14 protein-coding genes are annotated in these 16,226 nt (G+C 53.0%); 2 read left to right on the top strand and 12 right to left on the bottom strand.

What is annotated here, in order from left to right:
* Positions 1 to 16 precede the first annotated feature (16 nt).
* Together H581_RS0114630 and H581_RS0114625 are read right to left on the bottom strand one after the other, a co-directional pair.
* Entirely contained in the window at positions 17 to 1,336 is a 1,320-nt protein-coding gene (locus H581_RS0114630) for a ribonuclease H-like domain-containing protein (RefSeq protein ID WP_028610660.1), read from the bottom strand.
* On the bottom strand, positions 1,333 to 3,618 hold the full coding sequence (locus tag H581_RS0114625) for a DEAD/DEAH box helicase (RefSeq protein ID WP_028610659.1): 2,286 nt from the start codon (positions 3,616 to 3,618) through the stop codon (positions 1,333 to 1,335). Before H581_RS0114625 ends, H581_RS0114630 begins: the two co-directional genes overlap by 4 nt.
* 107 nt (positions 3,619 to 3,725) lie before the next feature.
* Here H581_RS0114625 and H581_RS37180 point away from each other — a divergent pair, with 107 nt between their 5' ends.
* Complete coding sequence (locus H581_RS37180) at positions 3,726 to 4,001, top strand: ArsR family transcriptional regulator (protein WP_084134592.1); 276 nt, start codon at positions 3,726 to 3,728, stop codon at positions 3,999 to 4,001.
* A gap of 80 nt (positions 4,002 to 4,081) precedes the next feature.
* Here H581_RS37180 and pyrH read toward each other — a convergent pair whose 3' ends face one another.
* The 3 genes from pyrH to metH all read right to left on the bottom strand — a co-directional run bounded on the left by pyrH (position 4,082) and on the right by metH (position 9,501).
* The gene (gene pyrH, locus H581_RS0114615; RefSeq protein WP_028610658.1) at positions 4,082 to 4,822 is read right to left on the bottom strand and encodes a UMP kinase; all 741 of its coding nucleotides are present in this window, start codon (positions 4,820 to 4,822) and stop codon (positions 4,082 to 4,084) included.
* Positions 4,823 to 5,007: 185 nt separating this feature from the next.
* Complete coding sequence (gene rnz, locus H581_RS0114610) at positions 5,008 to 5,937, bottom strand: ribonuclease Z (RefSeq protein ID WP_028610657.1); 930 nt, start codon at positions 5,935 to 5,937, stop codon at positions 5,008 to 5,010.
* Between the two features lie 117 nt (positions 5,938 to 6,054).
* Positions 6,055 to 9,501 (bottom strand): methionine synthase, encoded by a 3,447-nt coding sequence (gene metH / locus H581_RS0114605; protein WP_425414604.1) that lies wholly within the window; start codon positions 9,499 to 9,501, stop codon positions 6,055 to 6,057.
* Positions 9,502 to 9,640: 139 nt separating this feature from the next.
* On the opposite strand from metH, the gene H581_RS0114600 reads away from it, so the two are divergent.
* Positions 9,641 to 10,189, top strand: a complete 549-nt coding sequence (locus H581_RS0114600; RefSeq protein ID WP_028610655.1) for a 1,2-dihydroxy-3-keto-5-methylthiopentene dioxygenase — start codon at positions 9,641 to 9,643, stop codon at positions 10,187 to 10,189.
* A gap of 91 nt (positions 10,190 to 10,280) precedes the next feature.
* On the opposite strand, the gene H581_RS0114595 is transcribed toward H581_RS0114600, so the two are convergent.
* The 7 genes from H581_RS0114595 to H581_RS0114565 form a co-directional block, all read right to left on the bottom strand.
* Positions 10,281 to 11,069 carry an HAD family hydrolase gene (locus H581_RS0114595; protein ID WP_028610654.1) on the bottom strand — a complete coding sequence of 263 codons (789 nt, stop codon included), beginning with the start codon at positions 11,067 to 11,069 and terminating at the stop codon, positions 10,281 to 10,283.
* A gap of 24 nt (positions 11,070 to 11,093) precedes the next feature.
* Positions 11,094 to 11,600, bottom strand: a complete 507-nt coding sequence (locus tag H581_RS0114590) for a hypothetical protein (RefSeq protein ID WP_028610653.1) — start codon at positions 11,598 to 11,600, stop codon at positions 11,094 to 11,096.
* 24 nt (positions 11,601 to 11,624) lie between these two features.
* Complete coding sequence (locus tag H581_RS0114585) at positions 11,625 to 12,614, bottom strand: aldo/keto reductase (RefSeq protein ID WP_028610652.1); 990 nt, start codon at positions 12,612 to 12,614, stop codon at positions 11,625 to 11,627.
* 46 nt (positions 12,615 to 12,660) lie between these two features.
* Positions 12,661 to 12,852: a DUF896 domain-containing protein gene (locus tag H581_RS0114580; protein WP_028610651.1), complete on the bottom strand. Its 192-nt coding sequence runs from the start codon at positions 12,850 to 12,852 to the stop codon at positions 12,661 to 12,663.
* A 121-nt stretch (positions 12,853 to 12,973) separates the two neighbouring features.
* Complete coding sequence (locus H581_RS0114575; protein ID WP_028610650.1) at positions 12,974 to 14,053, bottom strand: efflux RND transporter periplasmic adaptor subunit; 1,080 nt, start codon at positions 14,051 to 14,053, stop codon at positions 12,974 to 12,976.
* Between the two features lie 26 nt (positions 14,054 to 14,079).
* Positions 14,080 to 15,432 carry an ABC transporter permease gene (locus H581_RS0114570; RefSeq protein ID WP_028610649.1) on the bottom strand — a complete coding sequence of 451 codons (1,353 nt, stop codon included), beginning with the start codon at positions 15,430 to 15,432 and terminating at the stop codon, positions 14,080 to 14,082.
* Positions 15,419 to 16,141, bottom strand: a complete 723-nt coding sequence (locus H581_RS0114565) for an ABC transporter ATP-binding protein (protein ID WP_028610648.1) — start codon at positions 16,139 to 16,141, stop codon at positions 15,419 to 15,421. The genes H581_RS0114570 and H581_RS0114565 overlap by 14 nt, the downstream gene beginning before the upstream one ends.
* Positions 16,142 to 16,226: the final 85 nt, after the last annotated feature.

The following is a 16,226-nucleotide window of genomic DNA, read 5'->3' as shown; positions in this document are numbered from 1 at the left end:
ACCGTCACTTGCTTATCTATAAGGTCTGCATGCCTGCTTTGCGGCGCAAGCGGGCTATCCGGTTCCGTAAGGAATCGAGCTCCGCTCGTTTCTTGGCGTCCCGCCTGACGAGCATCGATTGATTTAACGCTTGCTCGAAAGCGGTACCGGCATGTCCGAGCGCCGATTCAAAATCCTTGAGCTTATGCTCATAATACATGGCCAGCTCAACGCTTGCTTCCATGGCTGCCGCCCCGAAATTCGGCGAAGTACGTATAACAGCCTTCTGCCACAATAACACAGCGCGTGCCCAATTTCCAGCTTTCTTATCGCGCGCCGCCAGCATTACCAGCGTTGACGGCCCTGCAGTTTCCGACCTGGCAGCCATCTCGAACAACGGCTCGGACAGATTCGTCTTTCCCATCTTCTCCAGCCACAATCCGGTGCGAACCATCTCCTCCGGCTCCTCCGGCAGCGGAATGTAATCGACCAGATTACCGTTCAATAGATGGCCGAAGCGGATCGCCAAGCAAGCAAGCGACAGCATATCGGTTTCATTATGGCGGAATACCCCTTCAAGAGGGGCAGGATTTCCGTCCGCCAAAAACTGAAAATAAAGCTGAGGCGCTAGCGAGCCCGGCACGTCGTCCTCTCTCTGAATGCCAAGCCGCTCCTCTTCGACATGGCTAAGCCTGCAGGAGACTAGCGTATTTCGCCAAACCGACCTTGCCGGATGGAGAAAATCAATATGAAGCGGCTCCCAAAGCTTGCGTCCGAGCCCGTTCATAATAAATCGGTTTTGCACGAGCGGCCAGTCAAACGTTCTGCCGTTATAGGTTGCAAGGTACGTGTACTGCGGGAGCTTCTCCGCCAAATAAGCGAGCATTGCCCGCTCCTCGGCCGGATGCCTGATCAAGGCCTGTTCAATCGTAAACCGTTCCTGCGTTATATAACCGATCCCGATCATAAAAGGTACGTTGCCCGCTCCGACGCCTAGCCCCGTCGTTTCTAGATCGAGAAACAGCACCTGCTCTGCGAATGTATCATGGTTTCTTGCATGAAAGGCGTTCAGACCCGAGGAAGCCAGGTGCAGCTCGTTGATCGCGTGTTGCCCATGCCTGTAATCAGCCGGATATTCGATCCTGCGGAGAAGGAAGCTGCCGGTCTCATTCGTATGAAGCTTCACGCCAAAACGGTCCCATACCGGGGAAATCCATTCTTCGGCTTGTTCAGCCGCTTCCAGTTCGCCCTGAACGTTCTCCGCTTCGTTTGTCAGCCATTCCGCCGCAGCGTCCTCGGCCGTCTTCCCCGCCTGTTCGCCCCGCAAGCGGTTCATCCGGTCCCGCAATCCGCTCATCGCGCGCCTCCCGCTTCATTCAGAAGCTCAAGCGCCTGCTGCTTGCCGAGCAGACCGACCTCTTCGATCGGCCCGACGCATGCCGGGCACCCGCTTAGGCAAGTACAGGAGCGAATAAGCGACTTCGCCTGGTTAATTAACTCGTCATGCACCTCGAACAACCGTTCGCTCAACCCGATTCCGCCGGGATAACGGTCATAGAAATAAATCGTCGGCTTCTTCGTATGCACCGCTTTCACCTGCGGCACAACCCGAATATCGAACGGATCGCACATCAAATAAAGCGGAGCGATATGTACGAGAACGTTCGCGATCCCAAGCAGCGCAAATTGCATTTCGTTCTTGCTCTTGCGCGCGGCCGCATCCTCGCTGAAGGAGAACCAATATCCGCTCGTGTGAAGCTCCTCCTCGGGCAAATGGATGGGACCGGAGCCGATATTCTCGTGCGTGCGGAGCTTGATTTTTTTGAAAATCGTCGGTTTCGCGTTTACGGTCAGCTCCCCAAACTGCCGGACCAGCTCACCCGACTCGCGTTCCTTATCTACGTGCAGCACCTTCAGCTCGACCGCTAGATTCGCATCGGTATAATAATCGACGCTGACCTCCCGGACGTAGGCTTTTTTCTCGGGGTAATCGAGCTTCTCCACCTGATATTGCACGCCCTCGTGGATATAGATCGCTTCCTCGTGTATTAACGTCGGCGCGCTGAACCGGTCGACCTCTCCGAGCACCCTGCTGCCGTTCGTATTGTCGATGATGACGAAATTTTCCTGTGCCGCCGTACGCAGTGAAATGTTATGGGCCGGAAAGGACTGCTCCATCCAGTACCATCTGCCTCCCGATTTGTGCAGCACCTTCTCCTCAACGAGAAACTCCATCATATCCTCCAGTTTCTCCTCGCCGAATTGCTCTCCGGCCTCGAACGGAAGCTCATACGCGGCGCATTTCACATGATCGATCAGCACGAGCAAATTATCGGGATGAATCAACGCCCGCTCAGGAGGCCGGTTAAAGAAGAAATCGGGATTTTGTATCATGTATTGATCCAGCGGATTGCTGCTTGCAACCATGAACGTGATCGAGCTTTCCTGCCGCCTTCCGGCACGGCCCGATTGCTGCCAGGTGCTTGCGATCGTCCCCGGATAGCCGTTCAGCACGCATGCCTGCAGCTGTCCGATGTCGATTCCGAGCTCCAGCGCGTTCGTGCTGACGACTCCGCGGATTTCGCCCGACCGCAGGCCGCGTTCGATTTCTCTCCGAAGCTTCGGCAAATAACCGCCCCGGTAGCCGCGGATCGACTTATCGTTCAGCTTATCGCGGATCAGCTCCTGCAAATACGTGAGCAGCAGCTCGACCCGGACGCGGCTGCGCGCGAAGACGATCGTCTGTACGCCCTGATTCAGAAGAAGCCCGGCAAGCTTGCGCGTCTCAAGGACGCTGCTGCGGCGAATGCCGAGCTGCTTGTTCACGACCGGGGGATTATAGAACACAAAATGCTTCTCGCCCATCGGCGCCCCGTTATTGTCCACCAGCCTTACCTTCTCGCCGATTAGCCGCTCCGCATGCTCCTGCGGATTATCGATCGTTGCGGAAGCGCATATAAATTGCGGATTCGATCCGTAAAACCGGCAAATCCGTTTCAAGCGGCGAACGACGTTCGCCACGTGGCTGCCGAATACGCCTCTGTAAGCATGGACCTCATCGATTACGATAAACTTAATATTTTCGAACAGCTTGACCCATTTCGTGTGATGCGGCAGTATAGCCGAATGCAGCATATCCGGATTCGTTACGACGATATGTCCCGCATTCCGAATCGCCGTTCTTACCGTAGGCGGCGTATCGCCGTCATAGGTATGCGTCTTAATGCCGACGTCCATCAGATCGGCGAGCGCTTGCAGTTCTGCCACTTGATCCTGTGAAAGCGCCTTGGTCGGAAACAAATAAAGCGCCCTGCCCTCTTCGTTCTCGAGCAGCGACTGCATGACCGGCAGATTGTAACAAAGCGTCTTGCCGGAAGCCGTCGGCGTCACGGCAACGACATGATGACCGTCGCGCGCCGCGCGATAGGCTTCCGCCTGGTGCGTATATAATTCGCTGATCCCCCGGGACCGAAGCGCTTCCTTCCATGCATGGTGCAGACCTTCCGGCAAAGGGGCTGTACGCGCCTCTCGCGGAGCCAGGGTTCGCCAGTGCGTTACATTGTCCATAATGTCGGCGTTTTGCCGCACCTGCTGGAGCCATTCCTCCAAGCCGGAGGTTTTTCCCGTAAACCGGTTCATAACCGTCCCTCTCCCATCAAACCTATGTTGCTTTTTATTTTACAGAATACATGTTCGGTCTGCAATTTTAATTTTCCGGAATAATTAGGCTGGTCGTGGGTTGATAGATGCTTATTGTTCTTGACTTATTGCGCGAGCGCGATATAACGGCGGGTGAAATCGCCGATCATATTCAAATGACGAAGCCCGGCATCTCGCATCATCTCAGCCTGTTGAAGCAAGCAGTAGACCTCGGATGGAATGAGCGGCAGGGTTCAGCACAAGCAGAAACGCCTGTAGGCGTCCCTGTCAGAGGACGCCTACCGTTTACTCCGTATTTTCAGAAGCAGCTCATGAAGCGGCTTACCCTGAATACGGTATCGCAGAGAATTCTAAGCGCATAGAAGTGTAAAACTTATTCATTCCTTGGAATTTGAGAAACGGCAGCCCGGAACACGATGTTCCCGGCTGCCGTTCCCGTCGACTACCCCTCTAACTGCATGACCGACCCGCCGCTTATAATCGTCCCGTTAGGAGCCCCCTCGCAAATTTGCTTCATCGACCCGGGACGGTCGAAATTAAATACATGAACCGGCAAATTATAATCCCTTGCAAGGATAAAGGCGGACTGGTCCATGACCTTTAGATTGCGCTGAAGCACATCGTCGTAATGAAGCGACCTAAACTTTTTGGCATCCTTATTATACTTGGGATCCGCGCTTAGTACGCCGTCAACGCCTTGCTTGGCTACCAGCAGCGCGTCACAATTGACCTCGATCGCCCGTTGGACGGACGGGTAATCGGTCGTGACGAAGGGCTGTCCGTTACCGCCGGCAAAAATAACGATATAACCCTTTTCCAAATGATGAATCGCCCTCAATCGAATATACGGCTCGGCAACCGATGTGACGGGAAGAGCGGTCATGACCCTTACCTCTTTGCCGGTTTTTGCCTTCAGAACCCCCCTAAGCATAAGGCTGTTTATAACGGTCGCCAAGGTTCCGATATTATCGGCCTCCGCTCGTTCAATCCCCCAGCTGTCCGCCATGTTTCCCCGAAAAATATTGCCGCCGCCAATGACAAGCGAGACCTCCACGCCCATGTTCACAACCGATAAAATCTCGCCTGCGATATGCTCCAGCCGCCCCGGCTCGAAGCCGAACTCGCTGCTTCCGGCTACGGCGCCGCCGCTCAATTTAATGAGAACCCGTTTATACATGCTCAACCGACTCACCTCCGTAAAAAAATAAAAACACTAAAGCGATAAACGCCTTAGTGTTTCAATGGAAGAAGGAGATGAATGCTTACAGAAACGGTATACGCGGCCGTATATGGATCTCATAAGCTCACCCCTTCCAATATTTATGTCACTCCACTCTATCATGGATTACGGTCTCTCCGCAACAAAATCTATTCACGTTTGATTTCAATCATCAAGAAATCAACAGCTGCCGTAACGGACTCGAAAATCGCTCTGGCCTCCGATTCAAGCCGGACCAGATCCTCATTGCCGTAACGGCTGCTGAAATGCGTCATGATCAGCTGTTTAACGCCCGCGGATGCTGCAGCCCCGGCTGCTTCCACCGTCGTGCTGTGACCGAATTCATGCGCCTTTTCCTCATTTCCGGCTGCGAATGTCGCTTCATGAACGAGCAGATCGGCGCCTCTCGCAAGCATCTCCACCGTCCCGCAGGGCTTCGTATCGCCTAGAATCGTCACCACCCTGCCCGCTTTCGCGGCGCCGGTCACATCCTCCGAACGCACGACGGTTCCGTCTTCAAGCGTAACAGACTGCCCTTGCTTCAGCTTGCCGTAGAGCGGACCCGCTTCGATGCCGAGCTCCTTCAGCTTATGAACGAGCAGCTTGCCGGGCTGGTCGTGTTCCGTCACGCGGTAGCCCATGCAAGGGACGCGATGCTCCAGCGGTCCCGCTTCGACTTTGCAGGCGCCATTATCCCATATGATCCCGTCGGTATCCGTGATCTCATGGATATGCAGCTCATATTCAAGCTGCGTTCCGCTCACGGCATAGACGGTCTCGATGTATTGCTTCAAGCCGGGAGGACCAAACAGCTGGACCGGCGTGACGCCGCCGACGAAGGAACGGCTGCTGAGCAAGCCCGGGAGCCCGTACAAATGATCGCCATGAAGGTGGGTAACGAATACCGCCTCCAGCTTGTTAAGTTTGAGCGGCGTGCGCATCAGCTGATGCTGCGTCGCTTCTCCCGCATCGAACAGCCACCAGCCGCAGCTCGGCTCAGGCAGTTGGAGCGCGATAGCCGTTACATTCCGGTGCTTGGCCGGCCGGCCGGCGCCCGTTCCCAAAAACCAAATATTCATTACCCGTTCACCTCGCTACTAGCATCTGCCTTGCAACGGACGATTATGAAACGAAGAACCCCCGCTAGCTCGGTCATCCGAATGCCGGAGGGTTCTGCAGGTCTATTTTACAGCTGCTTACACTTTCTCAACGTTAAAATATTGCGCTTCCGGATGTGCGAATACCATCGCGGATACGGACGCTTCCGGCTCCATCATGAAGCCTTCGGTCAGCTCGACGCCGATATCCTCCGGCTTCATCAGATCGAACAGCGGCTCCTGATCCTCCAGATTCGGGCAAGCCGGATAGCCGAAGGATACGCGAATGCCTTGGTATCTAGCGCCGTGGCGCTGCTTCATCGTCATTTCCGCCGGGTCCGGATAGCCGCAAATATCGCGCATCATATGGTGGACGCGTTCGGCAAGGCCTTCGGCAACCTCGAGTGCCACCGATTGCAGCGCGTGAGATCTTAAGTAATCGCCGCTGTCCTTCCACTGATTCGCAAGATCGCGGATGCCTTGTCCGGCGGTTACGACCAGGAATCCCACGTAATCCATCACGCCGCTCTCAACCGGCTTCAAGAAGTCGGCTAAGCATAAATACGGTTCAACGTTCTGGCGGGGAAAAGTGAAACGCTTGATTTCCTTCGCCGTGTCCTCCGGATTATAAATGATGACATCATTGCCGGAGGATTGGGCCGGGAAGAAACGGTACATGCCATGCGCGCGGATGTATCCCTCCGTGCCGCCCTCGCGCAAAATCTCATCCACGGCCGCTTTCAATTGCACCGCTTTCTCATTGCCTTCGTTGAGCAATTGTTCGACGTTGCCTTTCAAGCCAAGATGATGGCCGAGCAGCATTTGCATATTCACGTACGGTATGACGTGAGGTATCGGAACGTCGCGCAGCACATGCCGGTCGAGATCAGGCGGCGCGAATACCGGCGCGTCTGCCGAAATGCTGGAGCGCACGGCGCGCGTTAATTGCGGCAGCGCTTTTTTCTCATCTTCTCCGGCTCCGCCTGAAGCTTTATATTCCGCCATCTCATCCTCGAGAAGCGAGCGGTGGGACGGATCCATCAGCTTATTGGCAATATCCAGGCCGTCCATGGCGTCCTTCGCATAGAGAACGAGACCGTCGTATTCCGGACCTATTCTAGTCTTCGTAAACTTGCGCGTGAGCGCCGCCCCGCCGACGAGAATCGGTGCGTCAATGCCCGCGTTTCGCAAGTCTTGCGCGGTAATAACCATCTGCTGCGCGGATTTGACGAGCAAGCCGGACAAACCGATCGCGTCTGCTTTTTCATTACGATACGCTTCGATCAGCTGCTCTGGCGGTACTTTAATCCCCAGATTTATTATTTTGTAGCCGTTATTCGATAAAATGATTTCAACCAGGTTCTTCCCGATGTCATGCACATCGCCTTTTACCGTCGCCAAAATGATTTTGCCCTTAACGGAAGATTCGTTCTTCTCCATGAATGGCTCTAAATAGTTGACCGATGCTTTCATGACCTCGGCGCTCTGCAGCACTTCGGCTACGATGAGCTCATTATTGTTAAATAAGCGGCCGACCTCTTCCATGCCGCGCATAAGCGGACCGTTGATGACGTCCATTGCCGAATATTTGCCCAGCGCTTCATCCAAATCGGGAAAAAGCCCTTCCTTCGTTCCTTCCACTACATAGGAAGCCAGCCGCTCTTCCAGCGATAGGTTAGAGATTTTCTCCTTCTTCTCCACCTTCTTGTCCCGGAATGCCGCGACGAACGAAGCGAGCGTCTCATCCGTTGTATTGTAAATAAGCTCCTCGGCCAGTCTGCGCTCTTCCTCGGGTATGGAGGCGTATCGTTCCAGCTTCTCCGTATTTACAATCGCATAATCGAGGCCTGCTTTTGTCGCATGGTACAGATAGACCGAATTAAGCACCTCGCGGCCGGCATCCGGCAGGCCGAAGGAAATATTGCTGAGACCGAGAATCGTCTTCGCAAGCGGGAATCTTTCCTTAATCATCCGGATTCCTTCAAGCGTTTCCACGGCAGAGCCGATATATTGCGGATCGCCGGAGCCGACCGGAAACATATTCGGATCGAAAATAATATCCTCCGGATTCATGCCGTATTTATTGACCAGCAGATCGTAAGAACGTTCGGCTACCTCCATCTTCGCCTCGCGGGTAACGGCTTGGCCGCGCTCATCAATCAGAATCATTACAACCGCGGCACCGTAACGGTGGATGAGCGGAAGAATCTTCTCGAACTTCGACTCGCCATCCTCCAGATTAATGGAGTTAATAATCGCTTTTCCTTGCGAATATTTTAAGCCTAGCTCGATAATATGGTCATAGGTGGAGTCGAGCATGAGCGGCGCCTTGATCTTCTTCACAACCTGAGGCAGAAATTGATGCACGGCGTACGCTTCATCAATATCGGTATCCTGCAGGTTGATATCAATGACATGCGCTCCGCCTTTGACCTGCGCTCTCGCAATTTCCGAAGCTTCATCGAATTTTTCTTCTTTAATCAGCCGTTTAAACTTCCGCGAGCCCGATATATTCGTACGTTCGCCGATCATGATCGGCCGGTTCTCCGGTTCGATGTAAACCGTATCGATCCCCGAGACCGCGTCCGGATGTTCGCCAAGCTTCGTGCGCGGCTCATATGCCGCCATCGTCTCCGCCATGACGCGGATATGCGCAGGCGTCGTGCCGCAACAGCCGCCGGCAATATTCAGCCAGCCCTGCTCGGCGAAGGCGGACATTTTCTTGGCAAGCGATTCGGGCGATTCGTGATAGTTTCCGTTCTCATCCGGCAGACCGGCATTCGGGTAGCAGCTGACCGCCGTTCTGGAAATGTCGCTGAGCGACCGGATATGGTCGCGCATAAACTCCGGTCCCGTCGCGCAGTTGAGTCCGATTGAAATCGGCTTCAAATGCTCCAGCGAAATATAGAACGATTCGATCGTCTGGCCGGCCAGCGTCGTCCCCATCGGCTCGATCGTTCCGGATATCATAATCGGCAGCTCGCGGCCGAGCGTTTCGAACGCTTTCCGTATGCCGATGCTGCCCGCTTTCACATTAAGCGTGTCCTGCGACGTTTCAAGCAGCAGCGCGTCAACGTCTCCTTCGATCAATGCGATCGCTTGCTCATAATAGCTGTCAACAAGCTCATCGAACGTCACCCCGCCGGTAACCGAAAGCGTCTTTGTCGTTGGACCGAGCGCGCCGGCAACATAACGGGGTTTATCCGGCGTGCTGTATTTATCGCAAGCCTCGCGCGCGAGCTTCGCGGCAGCCAGATTGATCTCTCTCGCTTTCTCCGGAATATCGTAATCGGCCAAGACGATGCTAGTCGCGCCAAACGTATTCGTCTCCAGAATGTCCGCTCCGGCTTCCAGGTACTGCTCGTGGATCGACTGTATGACATCCGGACGGGTCAGAACGAGCATCTCATTGCAGCCGTCCAGCTCCGGACCTCCAAAGTCGTTCTCGTTTAAGTCCGCTTGCTGAATCATCGTTCCCATTGCGCCGTCCATAATAAGGATGCGCTTCTGCAGCATTTGTTGTATGGTCGGTTTCGACAATTTCATACATCCTTCCCCCCGAAATCATTAACCTATAGTGTAACAGAATAGCCCCTTAGTGAAAAGGAGCATCCATCGACATTCCCTATGATTTGTTTTATAATGATTATATCATTTAATCTCTATAGGAAAAGAGGGAATGTTCATGGCGGAGATAAGAATTCGCAATACGGAGGAACGGATCCGGGGAGAAGAAAATGTTCGGGCATTTCTTGAGAAACAAGAGGTTTTGTACGAACATTGGGATCCTACTAAATTAGCAGAAGGCTTGCAGGAAAAGTTTGTCCTCACCGATGAAGACAAGCAGCAAATATTAGCGGCATTCGATGAGGAAATTCGTGATCTTGCCGAGCGCCGCGGCTACAAAACGTGGGATGTTATCGCATTGTCCGACGCCACCCCGAACCTGGATGAGCTTCTCAAAAAATTCGAAAACGTCCATACGCATACGGAAGACGAGGTTCGCGCCATTACCGCCGGCAAAGGAATCTTTATCATTAAAGGTACGGACGATGTCGGCTATTTCGACGTCGAGCTTGAAGCGGGCGACGTTATTTCCGTTCCGGAATACAAGCCGCATTTCTTCACCTTGATGGAGAACCGCCAGATCGTAGCCGTTCGCCTCTTCATTGAGACAGAAGGCTGGATCGCGCATCCTTTCGCGGACGAATCCTTCTCTTCCAGCAAAGCTTAATCGCAATACCGACATAACGGAAGCCCCCCGGAAACAGCAGACGCTGTTTCCGAGGGGCTTTTATTCATTCTAACAAATGATAGAATTCATACTACTCTTCCAGCAGCTTTAGCAGCTCCTCCAGGTGCGTGATCTCATGAGTCGGGACTATCTCATCGTTACGCACGGCGCCGTGGCGATTGACCCATACCGAGGTCATGCCGATCGTATTCGCTCCCAATATATCGGTCGTCAGCTTATCGCCAACCATAATGCCATGCTCCGGCTCAATCCCGAGCCGCTCGAGCGCGTGCTTGAATATGGAAGCCGCCGGCTTCCCTTCTCCAAATTCGCCCGAAATAACAATATGATCAAAATAAGGCACGAGCTGCGGAACGCCCGCAAGCTTCTCTCTCTGCAGATCCGGAGAACCGTTAGTCAGAAGCAGCAGCTTGTACTTCCCTTTGAGCGCATCTAGAAGACGGAACGTCTCTTCATATACGATCGGGCGGGCGCGCCGTTCGGCAGGGAACTGCTCGGCAAGCTTCGCTCCGAGCTGCTCATCATCATAGCCTAACGCTTTGAGGCCTTGCGTCCACGCTGCCTTGCGGTATGCGGGAGCAAGCTGCTCGAGCTTGCGGAATTCCTCCTGCTCGCCTTCGCGGAACGGCGCCCACAGCCCTTCGAAAGGGTTGATGCCGATCATCTTGGTGAACGGGTAAGTCTCATACGATTCATATAAGGCTCTCGCTTCGCGGCGGACCGACTCCTCCAATGCTTCCGGGTCAACGCCCACCGCTGCCGCTGCCGCTTCGCATGTTGCTTTAAACGCTTCATTCACGCTGCGGTCATCCCACAGCAGCGTGTCATCCAAATCAAATAATACCGCTTGTTTAATCATTATGGTAAGAACTCTCCTGACAGTTTATTTTTGCTGATAAGGGATGCTGTTCGATTGCGCGAACGCCCTCAGCTTCTCAGCCATTTCATCGGTCGGGTATCGGTTCATGACCTTCGAAAATACCCAATTTGCGCCTTTGACCGGCTCGATAACCACATAACCGGATTGTATGTTGATGCCCTTTATTCCGGAAGCGGGCAATCGCTTATCTCCCGTCAACCGGCGCGTTTGTACGTAATCCTTGCCGATCGTCAGATACGGCCTGCGGAAATAGAACAATGCCGCTAACAGCACATAACAGCCGATCGTAATCCAGAACATCGTGTCTATTTTGAAACCTTCCGTGTTTTGCATGAGGATGACATACATGCCGATGAACAAGATCAACAGTATAGGAGCGATAAAGTTGCGTCCTACGATTTTCTCCGACTTATCGGCGTTAAACACGATTTGGCCTGTGCCCTGCTTCTTCCGCTGTTTATTGATAACACTCATGTTCTTGCGCACCTTGCGCTCCCAAGATCGTGACAAACTGACTCCTCCTAAGTAATGAACCTATTCAAACGGCCTGCGGAACTTTTCAATAAAGCGGTTCGGATAATCATCCGGAAGCGCGCTTACCTCATCCAGCCTGCTCCAGACTTCAGCCGGCATCTCCCAACCTGCCGCGCCGATATTATCCTCAAACTGCTCCAGCGTGCTGGCGCCGAAGATCGGCGAAGTAATGCCGTCCCGCTGCAACAGCCATCTGAGCGCAACCTGGGCAGGCGATTTTCCAAGCTGGGAAGCCGCCTCCAGCAGCGTATCCAATATGACGAAGTTTTTATCCAATGCGCGGTTAACCCAGGCGCTCTCGCCTACCTTTGAGGTCAAGCGTCCCTCGGTCGGCGTATTCCGCGAGTATCTCCCCGTGAGGAAGCCTCCGCCCAGCGGGGCCCATGGAATGACGCCAACCTTTTCTTCCAGGCAGAGTGACATCATCTCGCGGTCCATTTGCCGGCTGACCAGGCTATACTGCGGTTGAATCGAAACGAATCTCACGTACCGGCTTGCGTCGCTGCAAGCTAGCGACTTCATCAATTGCCATGAAAAAAAATTCGAACAGCCTATGTAACGAACCTTGCCCGATGAGACCAAATCGTCAAGCGTTCGCAGCGTCTCCTCGATCGGCGTGGCGTGATCCCACACATGCACCTGGTATAAATCGATGTAATCGGTTTGAAGCCGCTTAAGGCTTGCTTCAACGCCGTCCATGATATGCTTGCGGGACAAACCTGCGCCGTTGATGTTGCTCGAGGTCGTCATTCGCACCTTCGTCGCGAGCACGATGTCCGAACGTTTGTTCTTCATCGCTTTGCCTACGATTTCCTCCGATCGGCCGCTTACATATACGTCCGCCGTATCCAGGAAATTTCCGCCCCGATCGACGAAGCGGTTGATCATTTCGATCGAGTCCGCTTCGCTCGTCGTATTGCCGAACGTCATCGTGCCTAGACACAGCTCAGATACGGCGAGGCCGCTCCTGCCTAAGAGATTATATTTCATCTAATCACCCTTTCCCGGATATTAAATGAATGAACGACGGCGGCAACTAATGCTTAATCGCGTCGTCACCGTCGACAATCGTAATGGTATCTAGCTGCTGACGAAAGTTTCTCTTGAAATTGTTTAAATATTTTTGGCGCAGCTCCGCTCTTTCCGCTGTTTCCGCATCGGTCAAGCCAACCGTTTTATTTTTTCGAGAAAGCTCGTTTATGCGCGCGATTAATTTCTCGATCTCCATAATTCCGCTCCACCCCTCTCATGCTGACAAAATGCTCTACTCTCTACTTTTACATTTCAACACTCTGTTGTCAAGGAACCGATAGACGCGAAAGACCGTATATGCTCCGGCAATTATGCCATTAAGGCAGGGCAACCTGATCGCCTTCTTTCAAACCTTCAAGCACCTCCGTCTTCTCGGGCGTTTCCAGACCGATCTTAATTTCCTTCCGCTCAAAGCTGCCGCCGGAGTTCAACAACGCATAATGTTTGCCTTCCTCCCTAATAATTGCGATAGACGGCACTACGGTGGCCAGCTCCTTACGTTCGGTTTCAATCGCCCCGTTCAAGCTTAAGCCGGCAATTAAATGGTCATTCGGCTCGAGCGCTATGATGATTTCAAACTGGGCCGCCTGGTCGAGATTGTTCTGGTCCGTTCCGGTTTTGGCGAATTTGGACACCTTCTGAACAGTCCCTTTCAACTCCAAATCCTTCATGGCGTTCATTTTAACCTTCACGGGCATATCCGGCTTAATGCGAAACACATCCTGCTCACCCACCAGCGCGATGAACTGGAGCTTCTTTAAATCCACGACCTTCCCGATATAATCGTTCTCTCCGACGGCTTGCGGACGTTTGCCGGGACTTTCGTACAAAAAGATGCCGGCAGCCGGCGATTTATAGTCCGCTTCCTTCAGCTTCGCCTTTTTCTGCAGGAGCTCCTGCTCTTGAATGCTTGCCGTCACGTCGTTCACTTCATTTTGGAGACGGGCCACTTCCTTCGCGACCAGCGTCTTCTTTCTCTCTTCCTCTGAGGCTTCAAGCGGCGTCCATTCGTTAGCGGCCTGATTCAAGTATTGGTTAAGCTCCGACTCGAGCTTCGCTTTGCGAAGGGTCGCTTCCATTTGCGAGATTTCGTTCTGCGCGGCCTTCTGATCAAGGCGAAACAGGACGTCTCCCTTCTTAACCTGCTGACCGTCCTCCACCGGCCACTCGAGAACCTCCGAACCGAAAGGGGCGTATACGAATGTCTCCTGCTCGTATAAAGACTTCCCTTTCACCTCGATCGTATTTACCAATGTTTCCTTCGTCACTTGAAAAGTAATTTGCTGCGATTCGTCTACGACCGTTGTCGGGCGGGATGGATTGCCCATCCGATATAAGCTGAAGCTGATAGCAATTATAATAACGCCGATAATGCCCCATTTTATTTTTTTCTTCATCGTTTGCTTCTCCCTTTGTCTTTATATTAATCGCGTCGAATAGCCGTTAATGCGTCCGTCCGCGATGCGCTGATAGCAGGATAAATGCCGGAGAAAACTCCTGTTGCCAGCGCGAACGCCATCCCGACAGGGATCGTTGCCAGCGGAATAAAGATAATAACCGAATCCTGCTCATCGGCCAGCCGGTAGATCAAGCCGTTAATTCCCCATACGATCCAATAGGAGAAAAGCACGCCCAGCAAGCCGCCAAGAAGTCCCAGCAGAGCCGCTTCTACGATAAAAAGATTGCGGATTTGGCTTAAGTTTGCGCCCAGCACCTTCATGATTCCGATCTGTCTTCTCCTCTGATAAGTAGACATCGTCATCGCGACGACAATCGAGATGGATGCGATGATCAATATGAATACGCCGATCCCGAGCGCCGCCGCCTTCAAAATTTTGAACTCGCCGGCCAGTCTTTCCTTCTGATGTAAATTCGTTTCCGTCGTTACGGTCAGCTTCTGGATTTGCCGCTCAACCTGCTCGATATGATCCTGATCGTCAACCTTTACGATAATCGAGTTAAAATCCCCGCTGATCTCCCCGCCCAGCTTAAGCTCCTTCTGCAGCATCTCGGCGGTCTGAAGCGAGACGTATCCCTTCTTGTCATAGGCTAGGTTATCCTCGCTAACTCCGCTTGGCTTCCGCAGAACGCCGACGACGCGCAGCGGACTGCTGTACGCTTCCCCTTCCGGCGTATAGAAGAGAAATCGCACCTGCTTCTGGTACAAGGCTGTCGGAATGCGGTTATAGCTGTTCATTTGATCGATAACGGCTTTGTCATAATAATTTCCGCTCATTTGCTCCTGCAGGCTTTGCTTTGTTTCTTCATCCATTAAGCCTAGCGTTGCGCCGTAGTTAAGCACAATCGTCCCCGCCAGATCGGACGGCCCGCCGTACAAAAACGAATGGCCGAATGCGGTCAGCGTATCGAAATCCGTGCCCAGCAGCTCCGTCGAGTACTGTGAGGTCAAATGATCAAGCGTTGACAATTGCATATGGCCAAGCTGCCGATAAGGAGCGGCTGCGCTTACTTGGGAGATTTGGCGCATTATGTCAAGCTTCTGCCTCGTCAGCAGCCCTTTCTGCAAAGCTTCGTTGTCCGCGGCAGATCCGGAGTTGTCCGTGAATGCGCCGCTATTCGCCCTTACCGTTATTTCATCCATGTTCAAGTAGCTGTTCATCTGCTTCTCGATATAGAGCTGCGCGGATTCCCCGATGCTCATCGCCACGATGATGGCGGCACAGCCGATCGAAATGCCGGCTGCGCATAGCGCGGTAACGACCTTCCGGCGTTTTACCTGATCCCATGACAGGCGTGAAATGTCACTTAGTCTCAATGGCTATTCCTCCTGAAGGCAAAACTTCTGCGACTTTTTGCCGGTCCGTAACAAGAGATCCGTCGCGAAGCGTCAGGATATGCTCGGTCTGCGCAGCAACCTCCCGTTCATGCGTAACGATGATAAATGTCGTATGGAGCGTTTGATTCAAAGTCTTCAGGATCGCCAAAATTTCTTCCTCTGTTCTCGTATCCAAGTTTCCTGTAGGCTCGTCCGCGAAAATGACGGACGGCTCCGTAATCAGCGACCGCGCGATACTGACGCGCTGCTGCTGCCCGCCGGAAAGCTGAGAAGGAAACAGATCGGCCTTATCGGGAATGCCGACCTTCTCCAGCAGCTCCAGCGCCTTCTTCCTCCGAACGGAAGGTTGTACCGATTGAAAGACGAGCGGAAGCTCGATATTTTCCCGGACGGTCAAATTAGCCAGCAGCTCATAAGCTTGAAAAATAAAACCGATGTGCTTGCGTCGAAACTCGGCCAGCTTATTCTCATTCATGGCGGAAATGCTGTGTCCGGCTATAAAAATATTGCCTTCCGTCGGCTTCATCAGACCGGCCATTAAGTTAAGGAGCGTGGATTTGCCTGATCCGGAGCTGCCAAGCAAAGCGACCATTTGCCCTTTATGTACCCGAAAGCTGATATCGTGCAGCACGGCAGTTATTTCATTGCCATTCTTGAAGGAATGACTCAACTCTTCTACTTGTAACAAATTAGTCTCTCCTTTCCTTCCCCTTTTTAATAGACGATAAAAATCATACTATACCCTGCGCAAAAAGCAAAAAAACTTTCCAAAA

The sequence above is a fragment of the Paenibacillus harenae DSM 16969 genome (assembly GCF_000422465.1).
Classification (GTDB): domain Bacteria; phylum Bacillota; class Bacilli; order Paenibacillales; family Paenibacillaceae; genus Pristimantibacillus; species Pristimantibacillus harenae.
This window is presented reverse-complemented; position numbering and strand designations above follow the sequence as displayed.